Below are 16091 nucleotides of genomic sequence, written 5' to 3'. Positions count from 1 at the left end.
GGCGTGTCTACGCCACACGCTCCCGAGCACATCACCTTCCCGAAGCGCCGCGTTCGCGCGGCAGCGGGCGGGGAGAGGCCCCTGTGTCCGTACCCAGGTGGCTGGCGTCGGGAGTTCCGACCGAGTAAGGAAAGCAGGTACCGCATGTACGCGATCGTTCGCGCAGGCGGCCGCCAGCACAAGGTCGCCGTCGGCGACGTGCTGGAGATCGACCGTATCGAGGCCAAGCCGGGTGACTCGGTCGAGCTCTCGACCATCCTGATCGTCGACGGCGAAGCCGTCACGTCCGACCCGTGGGTCCTGGCCGGTGTGAAGGCCCACGCCGAGGTCGTCGACCAGACCAAGGGCGACAAGATCGTCATCCTGCGCTACAAGAACAAGACCGGCTACCGCCGTCGCCAGGGTCACCGTCAGAAGCACACCGCGGTGCGCATCACCAGCATCGACTCGGTCAGCAAGTAAGGGGATAGCGAGATATGGCACACAAGAAGGGCGCAAGCTCTACCCGCAACGGCCGTGACTCGAACGCCCAGCGCCTCGGCGTGAAGCGCTTCGGCGGCCAGGTCGTCTCCGCCGGCGAGATCCTCGTGCGCCAGCGCGGCACCCACTTCCACCCGGGTGCGGGCGTCGGTCGCGGTGGCGACGACACCCTGTTCGCGCTGACCGCCGGTGCCGTGCAGTTCGGCACCCGCCGCGGCCGCAAGGTCGTCAACATCGTGGCCTCCGAGGCCTGAGTCACACCAGACTCACAGTGAAGGGTGGGCCGGAATGTTCCGGTCCACCCTTCATGCTTTACGCAGGTAGCAGCAGACTTTCGCACACTGGAGGCACACCATGACCACCTTCGTGGACCGCGTCGAACTTCACGTCGCCGCGGGTAACGGGGGCCACGGCTGCGCCTCCGTGCACCGGGAGAAGTTCAAGCCGCTCGGCGGCCCCGACGGCGGCAACGGCGGCGAGGGCGGCAGCGTCATCCTCACCGTCGACGCGCAGATCACCACCCTGCTGGAGTACCACCACTCGCCCAAGCGCAAGGCCACCAACGGCAAGCCCGGCGCGGGCGGCCACCGCACCGGCGCGGACGGCGGCGACCTCGTCCTGCTGGTGCCGGACGGCACCGTGGTGCTGGACCGCAACGGCGAGGTGCTGGCCGACCTGGTCGGGCACGGCACCAGCTTCGTCGCCGCCCAGGGCGGCCGTGGCGGCCTCGGCAACGCCGCGCTGTCCTCGGCCCGCCGCAAGGCGCCCGGCTTCGCGCTGCTCGGCGAGCCCGGCGAGGCCCGCGACATCGTGATGGAGCTCAAGTCCGTCGCCGACGTGGCCCTGGTCGGCTACCCGAGCGCCGGCAAGTCCTCGCTGATCTCGGTGCTCTCGGCGGCCAAGCCGAAGATCGCGGACTACCCGTTCACCACCCTGATCCCCAACCTTGGCGTGGTCACCGCCGGCGACACCGTCTACACCATCGCCGACGTGCCCGGCCTGATCCCCGGCGCCAGCCAGGGCCGCGGCCTGGGCCTGGAGTTCCTGCGGCACGTCGAGCGCTGCTCGGTGCTGGTGCACGTGCTGGACTGCGCCACCCTGGAGCCCGGCCGCGACCCGCTGACCGACCTGGAGACCATCGAGGCCGAGCTGGCCGAGTACGGCGGTCTGGAGGAGCGCCCGCGCCTGGTCGCGCTCAACAAGGTGGACGTGCCGGACGGCCAGGACATCGCCGACCTCACCCGGGAGTCCCTGGAGGAGCGCGGCTACCGGGTGTTCGAGGTCTCCGCCGCCTCCCGCAAGGGCCTGCGCGAGCTGAACTTCGCGCTGGCGCAGATCGTCGCCGAGGCGCGCGCCGCCAAGCCGGTCGAGGAGTCGACCCGGATCGTGCTGCGGCCCAAGGCCGTTGACGACGAGGGCTTCACCATCACCGAGGAGGACGGCGCCTACCGCATCCGCGGCACCAAGCCGGAGCGCTGGGTCCGCCAGACCGACTTCTCCAACGACGAGGCCGTCGGCTACCTCGCCGACCGGCTGGCCCGCCTCGGCGTCGAGGACAAGCTGTGGAAGGTCGGGGCGCACGAGGGCGACACCGTCATCATCGGCCCGGACGAGAACGCCGTCGTCTTCGACTGGGAGCCGACCATGGCCGCCGGCGCCGAGATGCTCGGCCGCCGCGGTGAGGACCACCGCCTGGAGAGCCCGCGCCCGGCGGTCGACCGCCGCCGCGAGAAGCAGAAGGGCCGGGACGCGGCCGAGGCCGAGTTCCTCGCCTTCGAGGCGCTCTCCAGCACCCGCCCGGCCGCCATCGACGAGGGCGACGACGAGGAGTGACCCGGCCGGCGGGACGCGTCCCGAGCCGGCCTGGGCGAACGGCCCCCACCACCCTCCGGGGCGGTGGGGGCCGTTCGCGTGTCCGGCCCCCGTTCGGAACCGACGGGGCGTCACTTTCGTCGGGCCCGCGGTCAGGGACCGTACCGGCCCCGGCCCGCCGGCCGTCCGGACCGGCGATCCGGCCGTCGCGGCGCCGTGGCCGGGGCGGGTCCGGACGGTGAAACACCCTGCGGGCGACCTGCGCGGATCGCGTAGATTTCGGGGGTGACGGCCGGGCCCGGCCCGCCGCACCCGCACCACACCGGAAGGGCGTACAGCGAGATGAGCGAGGACTCACTGCGCGAGGAGGTGCTGACCGCCCGGCGGATCGTCGTCAAGGTCGGCTCCTCCTCCCTCACCACGGCGGCCGGCGGCCTGGACGCCGACCGGGTCGACGCCCTGGTCGACGCGCTCGCCAAGGTGCGCAGCCGCCCGGACGCGCCCGAGGTCGTCCTCGTCTCCTCCGGCGCCATCGCCGCCGGCCTGGCCCCGCTCGGCCTGGACAAGCGGCCCAAGGACCTGGCCCGCCAGCAGGCCGCCGCCAGCGTCGGCCAGGGCCTGCTGGTCGCCCGCTACACCGCCTCCTTCGCCCGGTACGGCATCCGGGTCGGCCAGGTGCTGCTCACCGCCGAGGACGCCAGCCGGCGCGCCCACTACCGCAACGCCTACCGCACCCTCGACCAGCTGCTGGCGATGGGCGCGATGCCGATCGTCAACGAGAACGACACCGTCGCCACCGCCGAAATCAAGTTCGGGGACAACGACCGGTTGGCCGCGCTGGTCGCCCACCTGGTCCGGGCCGACCTGCTCGTGCTGCTCTCCGACGTGGACGGCCTCTACGACGGCGACCCGGCCCGGCCCGGCACCAGCCGGATCGACCAGGTGAGCGGCCCGCACGACCTCGACGGCGTCGAGATCGGCAGCGCGGGCAAGGCCGGCGTCGGCACCGGCGGCATGGTCACCAAGGTCGAGGCGGCCCGGATCGCCACCGGCGCGGGCATCCCGGTGGTGCTCACCGCCGCCAGCCAGGCCGCCGACGCGCTGGCCGGACGGCGCACCGGCACCCTGTTCCTGCGCACCGGCAGCCGCACCTCCGACCGGATGCTCTGGCTGGCCCACGCGAGCAGCCCGCGCGGCGCCCTGCACCTCGACGCGGGCGCCGTCACGGCCGTCGTCTCCGGCGGCGCCTCGCTGCTGCCCGCCGGGGTCACCAAGGTGGACGGGGAGTTCACGGCGGGTGATCCGGTGGACCTTCTTGCCGAAAACGGCCACATCGTGGCTCGCGGACTGGTCAACTTTGATGCGAGGGAGTTGCCCCGCCTGCTCGGCCGGTCCACCCGCGACCTGGCCCAGGAGTTCGGCGCCGCGTACGAGCGTGAGGTCGTCCACCGCGACGACCTGGTCGTTCTGCGCGGCTGACCGGCCGGTGTGCCGGTACCGGCCGATCGGCAGAGCGCGGTGGGCGGGCCGCTCCGCACGGGGAGTGGCCCGGCCGCGGGCGAGGAGCGGTGCAGCCGTACCGGTCGGCCGCGGGCCGGCGGGTCCGGTGCGGGGGACGACACGACATCGCCGAACAGGAGGCCGCCGGTGGAACGCAGAAGCGAGGCAACGCTGACCGCAGGGACGGCGGGCCGGCGGCTGACCAGCATCGACGGCGGACGCGGGGACGGACCCGCCGAGCCGGCCGGTCCGCCGCCGCAGGGGCCCGGCGGGATGCGCAGGCCGCGGTCGCAGCACGCGGACCCGGGGGAGCCGCCCACCGTGCCCGAGCAGGCCCGGCTCTGGCACGTGGTGCTGAGCGTGTCCGGGCAGGTCACCCCGCTGTCCTCGCTGCGGGCCTCGCTGGAGCGGCTGGCGCACGACCACTCGTTCTTCCTCACCGCCCGCTACGCCGCCGACCACGCCGAGATTCGGTACTGGGAGCAGGCCCGGGACCTGCACGACGCGGCGGCGATAGCGCTGCGGCTGTGGGGCGAGCACAAGGTCACGGCGAACCTGCCGCCGTGGGAGATCGTCGGCCTGGAGGTGGTCGACCGGGCGACGTACCACAAGCGGGTGGCGGAGGGCTTCGGCGATCCGCCGCCGCACCTGGGCGGGGTGCACCCGTACTGAGGGGGACGCCCCCCGGCGCGGCCCCCGGGATGAGGCCCGGAGACGGATGAGCCACAGGGGAGAACCGTCCCGCCAGGCCGTCTCACCGGGCGAAATGGCCGCTCGGCGGGCCCTGCGCAGTCGCTACCCTTGGCGCATGAGCAGCGACCTCGCCACCGCCGACAGCCCCGTCCTCGCCGTAGCGCGCCGAGCCCGGGAGGCCGCCGCCGCGCTCGCCCCGCTGCCGCGCAGGGCGAAGGACGCCGCGCTGCTGGCGATCGCGGACGCCCTGGTGGCCCGCAGCGCCGAGATCACCGCCGCCAACGCCGAGGACGTGGCCCGCGCCCGCGCGGCCGGCACCGCCGAGTCGGTGATCGACCGGCTGAGCCTCGACCACGAGCGGATCGCCGCGATCGCCTCCGACGTGCGCGACGTCGTCGGCCTGCCCGACCCGGTCGGCGAGGTGCTGCGCGGCTACACCCTGCCCAACGGCCTGGACGTGCGCCAGGTGCGGGTGCCGCTCGGCGTGGTCGGCATCATCTACGAGGCCCGGCCGAACGTCACGGTGGACGCCGCCGCGCTCTGCCTCAAGTCCGGCAACGCCGTGCTGCTGCGCGGCTCGGCCTCCGCCTACCGCTCCAACACCGCGCTGGTCGCCGTCCTGCGGGACGCGGTCGCCGCGGCCGGGCTGCCCGCCGACGCCGTCCAGCTCGTCCCGGGCGAGAGCCGGGACTCCGTCCAGGAGCTGATGAGGGCCCGCGGCCTGGTCGACGTGCTGATCCCGCGCGGCGGGGCCTCGCTGATCCGCACGGTGGTCGAGGGCTCGACCGTGCCCGTGATCGAGACCGGCACCGGCAACTGCCACGTCTACGTGGACGCGCAGACCGACCTGGCGATGGCCGTCGGCATCCTGCTGAACTCCAAGGCGCAGCGGGTCAGCGTCTGCAACGCGGCCGAGACGCTGCTCGTCCACCAGGACGTCGCGGACGCCTTCCTGCCGCTCGCGCTGGCCGCCCTCGCCGAGGCCGGGGTGACCGTGCACGGCGACGACGCGGTGCTCAAGGCCGCCGAGGGCGGCGCCGCCACCGTGGTGCCCGCCACCGACGAGGACTGGGGCGCCGAGTACCTGTCCTACGACCTGGCCGCGGCCGTGGTGCCCTCGCTGGACGCCGCCGTCGAGCACATCCGCCGCTGGTCCTCCGGCCACACCGAGGCGATCGTCACCACCTCGCAGGCCGCCGCCCGGCGCTTCACCCGGCTGGTCGACTCGACCACGGTGGCCGTCAACGCCTCCACCCGCTTCACCGACGGCGCCGAGTTCGGCTTCGGCGCGGAGATCGGCATCTCCACCCAGAAGCTGCACGCCCGCGGCCCGATGGGCCTGCCCGAGCTGACCAGCACCAAGTACATCGTCACTGGTGACGGGCACGTGCGCGGCGAGGCGACGCAGACCGTGGGCGGGGACGCGGACGTGCGCTGAGCGCGGCCCGTCCCGGCCCGCGCGGCGGGCCGGCCGGGCCCCGGGGCGGTCCGCGGCGGCCCGCGTCACACGTGTGACGGACCAACTGCGATGAGCCACAGACAAATCGGCCGCCCGGTAATACGCTGAAGCCGTGGCTGACGATGTGGGGGGCTCGCCGTACCCCGACGGCGCCGACCACGGTGGTGCGGACGACGAGTTCGCCACCGTGGTCTTCGATGAGGCCTTCGTCCGGTCCGCCGCCGTGCACGAGCCGACGGCCAAGGAGCGGCAGCTCGCCGCCGCCGAGGCCCGGTTCGAGCCGGACACCGCGGGCCCGGTCTGGGGCTATGACGTCACCGCCGGGGACGGGCTGCCGCTGGAGCTGCGCCCGCACCCGAGCGGACTCGACGACGACCACCTGTACTCCGATCCCTGGTCGGGCCCCGGCCGGGCGACCGGCCGCCCGGGCCGCCGCCGACGCGGCTACGACCCGGCGCGCGGGCGCGGGCGGTACGTGGCCCAGCAGCGCTGGCACCGGCCGGTGGCGTGGGTGCTCGCCGTGATCATGGGCGTGAGCCTGGTGGCCGTCGCGGTCGCGGCGATCTACCAGGGCGTGGGCGGCTCCTCCGGCGCGCCCCGGCGCCCGGAGTCCGGCAGCAGCAGTCCCGGGACCGACCCGAGGCCCGCGCCCGCCGAGCCGTCGCTCGTGGTCACGGCACCTGCGGGGTGACGTCGTAGGGCGTGGCGCAGGGGTGGTGCGCGCCGGGGCGGGCGGTTGCGGGGCGTTCCCGGGAATCTGCGGTCGCACCCTCGTGGAGGGGCGACGGCGCGCCTTACCCTGGTGTCATGGGTGACCCGCGAGAGCCTCCTGAGGGTGCGCCCGACGGTGGTTCCGGCAATGAGGACGAGTACCGGTCCGTCGTCTTCGACGAATCCTTCGTCCGGGCTGCCCGGATCCAGGAGCTGTCCGCCCGGGAGCGGCTGGCCGGGTCCTTCGGCCGGGCCACCCGACCGCGGGTGCGGTTCGGCCCGCTGGGCAGCGTGCCGCGGCAGGCGCTCGCGCTGCTGCTGCTCGTGCTGCTGGCCTTCGGGGCCGCGGTGTACTTCGGGGTCAGCTCGCCGAACCGGATCTCGGCCCGGCCCGAGGGCAGCCAACTGACCGTCAGCCTGGTCGCGTTGGCCCCGGCCTCGGTGGTCCGGCCGGTCGCCGACCCGGCCAACCCGTTCGCCGCGCTGCCGGTCGGGTACAGCGACGGGGCGATCGGACTGGGCACCCCGACCGGGGCCGCCACCGAGCACTTCAGCCGGGTCGAGGTGACCAAGGCGCTCGACACTGTCCAGCGCTACCTGGTGGCCTCCTCGCTGGCCCCGGCCACCCTCGTCCAGGGCGCGACCGCCGACGTGCGGGCCTTCGTCACCCCCGGGGAGCAGGCCCAGTTCGACACCAGCGTGACCCAGCCGGTCGACGACCGGCACCACGCGCTGACCGGCTGGCTGGTGCGCTTCGACCCGGCGCAGGTCGCGCTGGCCGCCGACACGGTGAAGGTGACCGGCGCGATGCGGATCGACGAGGCCGACGGCGGCACGCTGCAGATCACCACCGACCACACCTTCGTCTACGCGCTGAAGCCGGCCGGAGCCGCGGCCGGTGCGCCGGTGACCCTGGAGACCGTCCGGCGGCAGCTGACCTTCCAGTTCGACCGGGTCGACCTGGCCTCGGCCCAGCTGCGGCTGGTGGACTCGGTGATCCAGGCCGGGCCGGAGCCCTGCACCACCTCGATGGCCGGCTTCCTCCAGCCGGTACTGGCCACCCCGCAGGGCACCCAGGTCCCGCCGCCGGCGCCGATCGACCCGGGCAACCACGCGCAGCCGGCCTGGCAGGTGTGCGGGGTGCTCGCGCCTTAGTCAGGTCCTGTCCGGGGCGCCGGCGGCGAGCGGGAGGCGGACCACCGCGCGGGCGCCCGGGCCGGGCGACGGCGGGTCGGTGAAGGCGGCGGTGCCGTGGACGCCGCGGGCGATCGAGCGGACCAGGGCGAGGCCCAGGCCGGCGCCGCCGGCGTCGCGGGAGCGGGCGTCGTCCAGCCGGACGAACCGGTCGAAGACCCGCTCCCGGTCCTCCAGCGGGATGCCCGGGCCGTCGTCCGTGACGGTCAGCACGGCGTGCCCGTCCTCGACGGTCACCGAGACGGCGACGGCGGTGCGGGCGTGCCGGGCGGCGTTGTCGAGCAGGTTGCGCACCAGCCGGCCCAGCCGCAGTTCGCTGCCCGGGACGGGTGCGGGCTCCAGGGAGACGGCCAGGAAGGCGGGCCCGCCGGAGGGCAGGTGGGTGCGTTCGCCGAGCTGCTCGCCGACCAGGTCGGCGAGGTCCACCGGCTCGCCGCCGAGCGGCCCGGTGGGCTCCTCGACGGCGGCGAGCAGCAGCAGGTCGTCGGTGAGCAGTTGCAGCCGCTCGGTGTCGGTGAGCGCGTCGCGCACCACCTGCGGCCACTCCACGCCCGCCGGGTGGGCCAGCGGCACCTCCAGCGAGTTGCGCAGTGCGGCCAGTGGGCTGCGCAGCTCGTGCGAGGCGTCCGAGACCAGCCGGCGCTGCTCGTCGATCGCGTGTTCCAGGCGGCCGAGCGTGGTGTTGGTGGTCTCGGCCAGCCGCGCGATGGCGTCCCGCGAGGGCGGCACCGGGACGCGCTCGTGGAAGGCGCCGGCGCCGATCCGGGCCATGCCCCGGCGGATCGACTCCACCGGGCGCAGCGCCAGGCCGGTGACCAGCCAGGCGATCAGGGCGGTGAACAGGGTCGCGGCGGGCAGTACGTAGCGCAGCAGGATGCCGGTGGTCCGGTCCTCGGCCTGGTCGGCGGCGGTGGGGTTGACCAGCAGGTAGACGGTGACGCGCTGGGCCGGCAGGCCCGCGATGCCGGTGTACTTCTCCAGCGCCTCCGAGGACGCCTGGTCGGTGATCCGCTTGAGCAGGGTGACGTCCCGGTCGGTGAGGTCGGGGCCGCTCCGCGGCGGGTGCCACAGCCGGGTGTGGACGGGCAGGTGGATCCGGATCCGGTCGGTGCGGCCCGGTGTGGCGTTCTGGGGGTAGGACGGCATCTTGGCGAAGGGTTCGACCGGCAGACCGGCGTACTCCTCCAGCAGGGTGCTGGCCTGGACCCAGGAGGCGTTCGTGCGGGTGTCGTTCCAGACGCGGCCGGCGTCCCAGGGGCGGACCGGGAACGCCAGCCGTCCGTCCGCCAGGACCAGGACGAAGGACTCCTGCAGGGATTCGACCCAGGTCTGTGAACCGCCGGGTATGTCGTGGGTGACGAGTTGGATGCTGCGCTCGGCCTGCTTCTCGGTGACGGCCGTCCACTGGTCGTGGACCGCGCCGCCGACCCAGAGGCTGGCCACCGAGAAGGCCAGCACCGAGGCGAGGGCCGCGCCGAGGGCGGCGCGGATGCGGAGCGAGGAGCGGTGCCAGGGGCGCAGCAGCGGGTGGAGGCGGTCAGCGCGCATCGGGCACCAGCCGGTATCCGGCGCCGCGCACCGTCTCGATCCGGCAGCCGATGCCGGGCACGTCCAGTTTCCGCCGCAGGGCGGCGATGTAGACCTCGACGATGTTCACGTCGCCCCGGAAGGCGGCGTCCCAGACGGTGTCCAGGATGCCGCCCTTGGGGATCACCTCGCCGGGTCGGTGGGCCAGGCACTCCAGCACGGCGAACTCCTTGGTGGTGAGCCGGACCTGTCGGTCGGCGGCGGTGCAGCGGCGGGCCGCCGGGTCGATCCGCAGCGCGCCGACCGCGAGCACCGGTGGGCGGGCGACGGCGCCGCGGCGCAGCAGGGCGCGCAGCCGGGCGGTGAGCACGACGTAGGAGAACGGTTTGCTGAGGAAGTCGTCGGCGCCGCAGTCCAGCGCCTCGGCCTCGTCGTACTCGCCGTTCTTCGCGGTGAGCATCAGAATCGGTACGGAATTCCCGGCGCCGCGCAGTTCGCGGCAGACCTTGAAGCCGTTGAGGCCGGGCAGCATCAGATCGAGCACGATCACCGAATATGGCTCGACGAGGGCGAGTTCGAGCCCCTGGACGCCGTCGGCCGCCAGGTCGACCGCGTATCCCTCGGCCGCCAGTCCCTGTCTCAGGGACTGCGCGAGCCGCTCCTCGTCCTCGACGATCAGTAGCCGCATGACGCCCATCCTTGGTGGAATTCGGTTTTCCCGCAACGGCCATGACCGGCTTGCCCGGGATATCCGAACTGAAGTTTTCCTCAGCTTTCCTCAGTTTCCCTTCAGTGCGGAATTCCTAGCGTCCGGACCATGGATTTCCGACGTGTGCTGCCGTGGTCGGTGGCCGCCCTGTTCGCCCCGCTGTACGCGGCGGTCTCGCTCACCCGGCACGCCCGGTTGGAGAGTTCGGGTTTCGACTTGGGCATCTTCGAGGAGGCGGTGCGCGCCTACTCCCGGCTCGAAGCACCGGTGGTCGCGCTGAAGGGTACGGGCTTCAACCTCCTGGGCGACCACTTCAGCCCGGTGCTGGCGGTGCTGGCGCCGTTCTACCGGCTCTGGCCGGGCCCCGGCACGCTGCTGGTGGCGCAGGCGGTGCTGGTGGCGCTGTCCGCGGTGCCGGTGACGGCGTACGCGGTGCGGGTGCTGGGGCCGGCGGGCGGGGCGGTCGCCGGGGTCGCGTACGGGCTGTCGGCGGGGTTGCAGAGCGCGGTGGCGTTCGACTTCCACGAGGTGGCCTTCGCGGTGCCGCTCGCGGCGGCCGCGGTGGTGGCGCTGGCCCGGGGGCGGTACGGCCCGGCGGTGGCGTGGGCGCTGCCGCTGCTGCTGGTCAAGGAGGACCAGGCGCTGCTGGTCGCGGCGGTCGGCGGCTACGTGTGGTGGCGCGGGCGGCGCCGGCTGGGGGCGGTCACCGTGCTGGTGGCGGTGGCGGCCGGGCTGCTGGTCACCCTGGTGGTGATCCCGGCGGTGAACCCGGGCGGCGAGTACACGTACGCGCACATGGGGGAGTTCGACGGCGGGAACCCGGTGGTCCGGCTGCTGTTCCCGGAGGTCAAGGCGCTGACCGTCCTGCTGCTGCTGGCGCCGACGCTGCTGCTGGCGCTGCGCTCGCCGCTGGTGCTGCTGGCGGGCGTGCTGCTGGCGGCCCGGTTCTGGGTGGTCAATCCGGCGTTCTGGCGCACCGGGCAGCACTACGACGCGGTGCTGGTGCCGCTGCTGTGCACGGCGGGGCTGCACGGGGTGGGCCTGCTGTTGCCCCGGCTGCCCCGGCTGGGCCGGCTGGGCCGGGGGCTGCCGGTGGCGGCGGGGATGCTCGCCGTCACGGTGGCGCTGACCGCGACCGGCCCGGTGGCGGGCGTGCTGTCGGGGGAGGCCCGGCGGGGCGACGGGCGGGCGGCGCAGGTGCGCCGGGTGCTGGCGGTCGTCCCGGACGGCGCCCGGGTGGCCGCCGCCAACCGCCTGGCGCCGCAGCTGACCGGGCGCTGCGCGGTGTCGCTGTTCCCGTACCTGACGCCGCCGGGCGGGGTGGGCGGGCCGGGCGGCTGGGGGCGGCCGGTGGCGGAGTGGGTGGCGGTGCTGGAGGAGCCGGACGCCTTCCCGGTGCCGGTGGCGGAGCAGCGGCGGTTCCTGGCCGGCCTGGTCGACGGCGGCGGGTACCGGCGGGTGGCGGACGGGGCGGGGGTGGCGGTGTACCACTGGCAGCCGGGGTAGGCCCCGGCAGGCCGACGGCCGGTGACCCCGGGCGGGGGCGCACCGGCCGTCGGCGCGGGTGCGGCGGGTCAGCCGTCGGTGCGCTCGCCCCGGTCGGTGCGGCCGTCCTCGCGGGTGGCGGAGCCGCCGCGGGAGCCGCCGGTGAACGTGTCGGCGAAGGTGTCGCGGAGCTTGCCGCCGACGGTCGCGGCGCCGCCGGCCACGTCGCGGATCAGGCCCATCAGCGGGTCCTTGCTCTCCTTCACCGAGGTCGTGTAGTGGTCGGCGGCGGCCTTCCACTGCTCGCCGACCGAGGTGTCCGGGTCGTCCGTGCGACGCGGGTAGGCGCCGGCCAGGATCGAGCGGTACTCGTCGCTCTCCGCCCACTTCTTCAGCTGGGCGACCCGTACCACCGCGAACGGGTGGCTCTGCGGCAGCAGTTGGAGCAGCTTGAGCACGCCGTCGCGCAGGTCGCCGGCCTTGTCGTACTCCTCGGCCTGCTCCAGGAAGGCGTCGACGTTCAGTTCGGCCAGGTTGTGCCCGCCGGCCAGTTTCATCAGGGCGCGCATGGACGCCTGGACGTCCTGCCCGGCGAGCAGGCCGGCCCGGTCGCTGGACAGCTCCGCCTTGCGGAACCACTCCTTGAGCGCGGTGACGATCGCCATGATCGCCAGGTTGCCGAGCGGCACCCAGGCGACCCGGGTGGCGATGTTGGTGAGGATCATCAGCATCGTCCGGTAGACCGCGTGGCCGGACATCGCGTGGCCGACCTCGTGGCCGATGACCGAGCGCAGCTCCTCCTCGTCGAGCAGCTCGATCAGGCCGCTGGTGATCACGATGATCGGGGTGTCGATGCCGATGCAGTACGCGTTGACCGTCGGGTCCTGGGTGACGTACAGGTCCGGGACCTGCTCCAGGTCGAGCACGTAGGCGGCGTCGCGCACCATGTCGTACAGCTCGGGGAACTGGCGCTCGGAGGTCTTCACGGCGGTGGCCAGGAACATCAGCCGGATCGAGCGCTCGGACACCAGCCCGGCGAGCTTCCTCAGGACGTCGTCGAAGCCGGTGAGCTTGCGCAGGGCGACCAGGGCGGAACGGTCCGCGGGGTGTTCCCAGGCGCGGGTGGAGATGTCGGGGAAGCGCTGACGGCGCCGGCTCGGGGTCTTCGCGGTCGGGTCGGTCATGGTCTGAGTACCTCCTGGTCGACGGCGGCCCCGGCCCGGCGGCCGGCCCCCGCTGGTCTACGCCTGCAACGACTGTCCTTGCAACGTCCGCGGTTGCGTACTCGTCCCCGCGGCCAGCGTACGCGCGGGCCGGGCCACGCCGCAGGGGCCGGTGGGCGCCGCCGGTGTGAGGCCGGTCTACCCTGAATGCCCTGGAGAACCGAGACCGGCCCCGGCCCCGGTACCGAGCAGTTCGAGGAGCCCCGCAGATGTCCACCGACGCGCTTGTCAGCCTGGCCGCGCCCATCTCCAACGAGGCCGGCCCGGGCCTGTTCCTGCGGATCATCGTGGTGGCGTCGTTCGTCGGCGTCGGCCTGCTGGTCTGGATCATGGCGCGGGCCTTCCGCGGCAACTGAGCACCGCCGCCCCGGTTCAGGCTCACGCCCGGTCAGCGGCGGTGGGCCGCCGAGCGGTTGCCGGGTAAGCCCCCGTACGATGACAGGTGGGCCTTCACCGGCCCGGAAGAACCCCTGGTCCGTTCACCCGAGCCGAGAAGGTCCCGCCGACCATGAACACTGCCGCCGCACTCCCCGTCCTGAACCTGCTCGCCGAGAGCGAGGGGGGCAACCACGAGAGCCTGAACCCGTACCTGACGGGTGGCGCCGCACTGTTCATCCTGGCGCTCCTGCTCTTCGTGACCACCCGCTTCAACCGGGACCGCTGAGCCGCCTCCCGGGGCCGCTCGGGGAGCGTCCGGCGTACCGGCCGGCCGCTCCCTCACGCGTCTTCGGACAACCCCCACCCGGGCGTTCCCGCACCGTAACGGGCGTCGCGTAAGGTGTGGCGGCATGGGAGAGCAGGCCGGGAATCCCGGCGGACCGGAACCGGTGAAGAAGCGCCTCGGGGTGATGGGCGGCACCTTCGACCCGATCCACCACGGCCACCTGGTCGCCGCCAGCGAGGTGGCGAGCGCGTTCCACCTGGACGAGGTGATCTTCGTGCCGACCGGGCAGCCGTGGCAGAAGAGCGACCGCCACGTCACCCCGGCCGAGGACCGCTACCTGATGACGGTCATCGCCACCGCCGAGAACCCGCAGTTCTCGGTCAGCCGGATCGACATCGACCGCGAGGGACCGACGTACACCGTCGACACCCTGCGCGACCTGCGCTCCCAGCACCCGGACGCCGACCTCTTCTTCATCACCGGCGCCGACGCGCTCGCCCAGATCCTCTCCTGGCGCGACTCCGACGAGCTCTTCTCGCTCGCGCACTTCATCGGGTGCACCCGCCCGGGACACACCCTGTCGGACGCCGGGCTCCCGGTGGGCGGGGTCTCCCTGGTCGAGGTCCCCGCGCTGGCCATCTCCTCCACGGACTGCCGCAACCGGGTCGCCAAGGGCGAACCGGTCTGGTACCTCGTCCCGGACGGCGTGGTCCGCTACATCGACAAGCGGGCGCTCTACGCGCCGCACCGGACCTGACCAGGAGCGGGCGTGACCGAGCGAAGCGGCGGAGGCCAGCGGCACCAGCAGCAGCCGGAGGACTGGTCGACCGGGCAGTACCAGCAGTACCAGGGTTACCAGCAGCAGCCTGAACAACCTCCGCAGCAGCAGTACGACCAGCAGCAGTACGACCAGTACGGGCAGCCGGTGTACGCGGCGGACCCGTACGGCGGCTACCAGGAGCAGCAGCCCTACCAGGCGCACCAGCAGCCCCCGCAGCAGTACGACCAGCAGTACGACCAGCAGTACGACCAGTACGGGCAGCCCGTGCAGGCGTACCAGCAGCAGGGGGGCTACGGCTACCAGGACCCGGCGTACGGCGGATGGGGGTCGTCCGGGCCGGAGGCCGGGGGCGGCTACCAGCAGCAGGCCTACCCGGCCGCGCCTGCGGCGGGTGCACAGGCGGCGGTCGAGCCCGAGGCCGTCGTCGCGCCCGCGCCCGTCGCCCCCGCGCCGCCGCGCCCGCGCGTGCCCCGGCCCGCCGCCGAGGCGGCGGGCGCCAAGCCCGAGCCGCCGTCCGAACTGGTCGGCGGGGCCCGGGCCGGGAAGTCCGGCGGCAAGGCCGGAGGCAAGGCCGCCGAGGACGGCTACCCCACGGACGAGTTCACCTTCGTCGACGAGGAGGGGGAGGAGTCCGAGGACGTCATCGACTGGCTGAAGTTCGCCGAGTCCCGCAGCGAGGTGCGCGCCGAGCGCCGCCGCCGGCTGCGCAACCGGCTGATCGGCCTCGGCGTGGTGGTGGCGCTCGCGGCGGCCGGCACCGGCGGCTACCTCTGGTTCACCGGCGACAAGCAGACCGCGGCGAACGCGGCCGGTCCGCGCCAGGTCAACGTGGTCCACCTGCGCGACCTCCAGGGCAAGGTCTCCAGCGCGCTGCTGGTCAACGACTCCACCGGGAAGAAGGGCACCGTGCTCCTGCTGCCCGACACCCTGCGGCTGCCCGGCCCCGGCGACCCGCCGGTCACCACCGTCGGCCAGGCCATGGACAGCATCGGCGCCTCCGCGACCCGCGACGGCCTGTCCACCGTGCTCGGCGCCCCGGTCGCGGGCACCTGGCGGCTGGACACCCCCTACCTGGAGATGCTGGTCTCCCAGCTCGGCGGCGTCCGGGTGGACACCAACGCGGAGACCCACGAGGGCGGAAAGCCGGACGGCAAGCTGCTGTCCGCGGCCGGCAAGAACACCCTGCTGAACGGGAAGGCCGCGGTCGCCTACGCCACCCTCCAGGCGTCCGGCGAGAACCGGGACGCCCAACTGGCCCGGTTCGGACAGGTGATGGACGCGGTGGTGCGCGCCATGCCCACCGAGTTCAAGGACGCCAAGGACGACGTGCACCGGATGAACGCGGTGCTCGACCCCTCGCTGCCCGAGGACGCCCTCGCCGGGGTGCTCGCCCAGCTCGCCCAGCAGGCGAAGGACGGCCACCTCGGCACCACCGCGCTGACCGTCAAACCGGACGGCGGCCTGGACGACGCCACCGCCGGCAAGCAGGTCAAGGACGTGCTCGGCGGCACCGTGAAGTCCGCGGCCTCCGCCGACGCCCCCGCCCGGGTCTCGCTCCAGGACGCCACCGGCAACGACCAGGCGGCGGCCGCCGCACAGGTCCAGATCGTGAACTCCGGCCTGACCTTCCTGCCCGGCGGCTCCAAGACCGCCGCGCAGGCCGCCAGTGAGATCCGCTACACCGACGACGCCCGGCAGGCCGCGGCGAAGTCGCTGGCGATCAGCCTCGGACTGCCGGACACGGCGGTGAAGAAGGTCGGCGACGCCCAGAACGCGGACCTGGTGGTCGTGCTCGGCAAGGACTACCAGCCGCCGAAGAGCCAGTAGGCCGCGGCCTCCGGCCCGGGCGGCCC

At 73.9% G+C, this 16091-nt stretch carries 16 protein-coding genes; 13 read left to right on the top strand and 3 right to left on the bottom strand.

What is annotated here, in order from left to right:
- Positions 1-144: 144 nt before the first annotated feature.
- The 8 genes from rplU to AC07BF_RS06375 all read left to right on the top strand — a co-directional run bounded on the left by rplU (position 145) and on the right by AC07BF_RS06375 (position 7810).
- A complete protein-coding gene (gene rplU, locus AC07BF_RS06410; protein ID WP_280677087.1) occupies positions 145-462 on the top strand; it encodes a 50S ribosomal protein L21 in 318 nt (105 codons plus the stop codon).
- Positions 463-476: 14 nt separating this feature from the next.
- The gene (gene rpmA, locus AC07BF_RS06405; RefSeq protein WP_360211510.1) at positions 477-734 is read left to right on the top strand and encodes a 50S ribosomal protein L27; all 258 of its coding nucleotides are present in this window, start codon (positions 477-479) and stop codon (positions 732-734) included.
- A 100-nt stretch (positions 735-834) separates the two neighbouring features.
- Positions 835-2313, top strand: a complete 1479-nt coding sequence (obgE, locus tag AC07BF_RS06400) for a GTPase ObgE (protein ID WP_363586415.1) — start codon at positions 835-837, stop codon at positions 2311-2313.
- A 321-nt stretch (positions 2314-2634) separates the two neighbouring features.
- Complete coding sequence (proB, locus tag AC07BF_RS06395) at positions 2635-3771, top strand: glutamate 5-kinase (protein WP_363586414.1); 1137 nt, start codon at positions 2635-2637, stop codon at positions 3769-3771.
- Between the two features lie 168 nt (positions 3772-3939).
- Positions 3940-4464, top strand: coding sequence for a hypothetical protein (locus AC07BF_RS06390; protein WP_400332296.1), 525 nt, complete (start codon positions 3940-3942; stop codon positions 4462-4464).
- A 136-nt stretch (positions 4465-4600) separates the two neighbouring features.
- Positions 4601-5923, top strand: a complete 1323-nt coding sequence (locus AC07BF_RS06385; protein ID WP_363586413.1) for a glutamate-5-semialdehyde dehydrogenase — start codon at positions 4601-4603, stop codon at positions 5921-5923.
- A gap of 133 nt (positions 5924-6056) precedes the next feature.
- A complete protein-coding gene (locus AC07BF_RS06380) occupies positions 6057-6635 on the top strand; it encodes an SCO2584 family spore wall biosynthesis protein (protein WP_363629194.1) in 579 nt (192 codons plus the stop codon).
- A gap of 116 nt (positions 6636-6751) precedes the next feature.
- Positions 6752-7810, top strand: coding sequence for an SCO2583 family membrane protein (locus AC07BF_RS06375; RefSeq protein WP_478333036.1), 1059 nt, complete (start codon positions 6752-6754; stop codon positions 7808-7810).
- Here AC07BF_RS06375 and AC07BF_RS06370 read toward each other — a convergent pair whose 3' ends face one another.
- Together AC07BF_RS06370 and AC07BF_RS06365 are read right to left on the bottom strand one after the other, a co-directional pair.
- Entirely contained in the window at positions 7811-9397 is a 1587-nt protein-coding gene (locus AC07BF_RS06370; protein ID WP_478333035.1) for a sensor histidine kinase, read from the bottom strand.
- A complete protein-coding gene (locus tag AC07BF_RS06365) occupies positions 9387-10064 on the bottom strand; it encodes a response regulator transcription factor (RefSeq protein WP_363586409.1) in 678 nt (225 codons plus the stop codon). Before AC07BF_RS06365 ends, AC07BF_RS06370 begins: the two co-directional genes overlap by 11 nt.
- Positions 10065-10193: 129 nt before the next feature.
- On the opposite strand from AC07BF_RS06365, the gene AC07BF_RS06360 reads away from it, so the two are divergent.
- The gene (locus AC07BF_RS06360; RefSeq protein WP_478333034.1) at positions 10194-11591 is read left to right on the top strand and encodes a DUF2079 domain-containing protein; all 1398 of its coding nucleotides are present in this window, start codon (positions 10194-10196) and stop codon (positions 11589-11591) included.
- A 68-nt stretch (positions 11592-11659) separates the two neighbouring features.
- Here the strand turns inward: AC07BF_RS06360 and AC07BF_RS06355 are convergent, their stop codons facing one another.
- Positions 11660-12754 carry a M48 family metallopeptidase gene (locus tag AC07BF_RS06355; protein WP_063347544.1) on the bottom strand — a complete coding sequence of 365 codons (1095 nt, stop codon included), beginning with the start codon at positions 12752-12754 and terminating at the stop codon, positions 11660-11662.
- 248 nt (positions 12755-13002) lie between these two features.
- On the opposite strand from AC07BF_RS06355, the gene AC07BF_RS06350 reads away from it, so the two are divergent.
- From AC07BF_RS06350 to AC07BF_RS06335, 4 genes are all read left to right on the top strand, one after another.
- Positions 13003-13149: a hypothetical protein gene (locus AC07BF_RS06350; RefSeq protein WP_159398425.1), complete on the top strand. Its 147-nt coding sequence runs from the start codon at positions 13003-13005 to the stop codon at positions 13147-13149.
- Between the two features lie 152 nt (positions 13150-13301).
- Entirely contained in the window at positions 13302-13457 is a 156-nt protein-coding gene (locus tag AC07BF_RS06345) for a hypothetical protein (protein WP_167745857.1), read from the top strand.
- A gap of 124 nt (positions 13458-13581) precedes the next feature.
- Positions 13582-14214, top strand: a complete 633-nt coding sequence (gene nadD, locus AC07BF_RS06340) for a nicotinate-nucleotide adenylyltransferase (RefSeq protein WP_363586407.1) — start codon at positions 13582-13584, stop codon at positions 14212-14214.
- 12 nt (positions 14215-14226) lie between these two features.
- The gene (locus AC07BF_RS06335; protein WP_363629198.1) at positions 14227-16065 is read left to right on the top strand and encodes an LCP family protein; all 1839 of its coding nucleotides are present in this window, start codon (positions 14227-14229) and stop codon (positions 16063-16065) included.
- Positions 16066-16091: the final 26 nt, after the last annotated feature.

Source organism: Kitasatospora sp. NPDC043950, from assembly GCF_056435345.1.
This window is presented reverse-complemented; position numbering and strand designations above follow the sequence as displayed.

What these genes read in the sequence shown, in the direction of transcription:
- rplU (WP_280677087.1), top strand. Translation starts at nt 145, where the DNA reads ATGTACGCGATCGTTCGCGCAGGCGGCCGCCAGCACAAGGTCGCCGTC.
- rpmA (WP_360211510.1), top strand. Translation starts at nt 477, where the DNA reads ATGGCACACAAGAAGGGCGCAAGCTCTACCCGCAACGGCCGTGACTCG.
- obgE (WP_363586415.1), top strand. Translation starts at nt 835, where the DNA reads ATGACCACCTTCGTGGACCGCGTCGAACTTCACGTCGCCGCGGGTAAC.
- proB (WP_363586414.1), top strand. Translation starts at nt 2,635, where the DNA reads ATGAGCGAGGACTCACTGCGCGAGGAGGTGCTGACCGCCCGGCGGATC.
- AC07BF_RS06385 (WP_363586413.1), top strand. Translation starts at nt 4,601, where the DNA reads ATGAGCAGCGACCTCGCCACCGCCGACAGCCCCGTCCTCGCCGTAGCG.
- AC07BF_RS06375 (WP_478333036.1), top strand. Translation starts at nt 6,752, where the DNA reads ATGGGTGACCCGCGAGAGCCTCCTGAGGGTGCGCCCGACGGTGGTTCC.
- AC07BF_RS06370 (WP_478333035.1), bottom strand. Translation starts at nt 9,397, where the DNA reads ATGCGCGCTGACCGCCTCCACCCGCTGCTGCGCCCCTGGCACCGCTCC.
- AC07BF_RS06365 (WP_363586409.1), bottom strand. Translation starts at nt 10,064, where the DNA reads ATGCGGCTACTGATCGTCGAGGACGAGGAGCGGCTCGCGCAGTCCCTG.
- AC07BF_RS06360 (WP_478333034.1), top strand. Translation starts at nt 10,194, where the DNA reads ATGGATTTCCGACGTGTGCTGCCGTGGTCGGTGGCCGCCCTGTTCGCC.
- AC07BF_RS06355 (WP_063347544.1), bottom strand. Translation starts at nt 12,754, where the DNA reads ATGACCGACCCGACCGCGAAGACCCCGAGCCGGCGCCGTCAGCGCTTC.
- AC07BF_RS06350 (WP_159398425.1), top strand. Translation starts at nt 13,003, where the DNA reads ATGTCCACCGACGCGCTTGTCAGCCTGGCCGCGCCCATCTCCAACGAG.
- AC07BF_RS06345 (WP_167745857.1), top strand. Translation starts at nt 13,302, where the DNA reads ATGAACACTGCCGCCGCACTCCCCGTCCTGAACCTGCTCGCCGAGAGC.
- nadD (WP_363586407.1), top strand. Translation starts at nt 13,582, where the DNA reads ATGGGAGAGCAGGCCGGGAATCCCGGCGGACCGGAACCGGTGAAGAAG.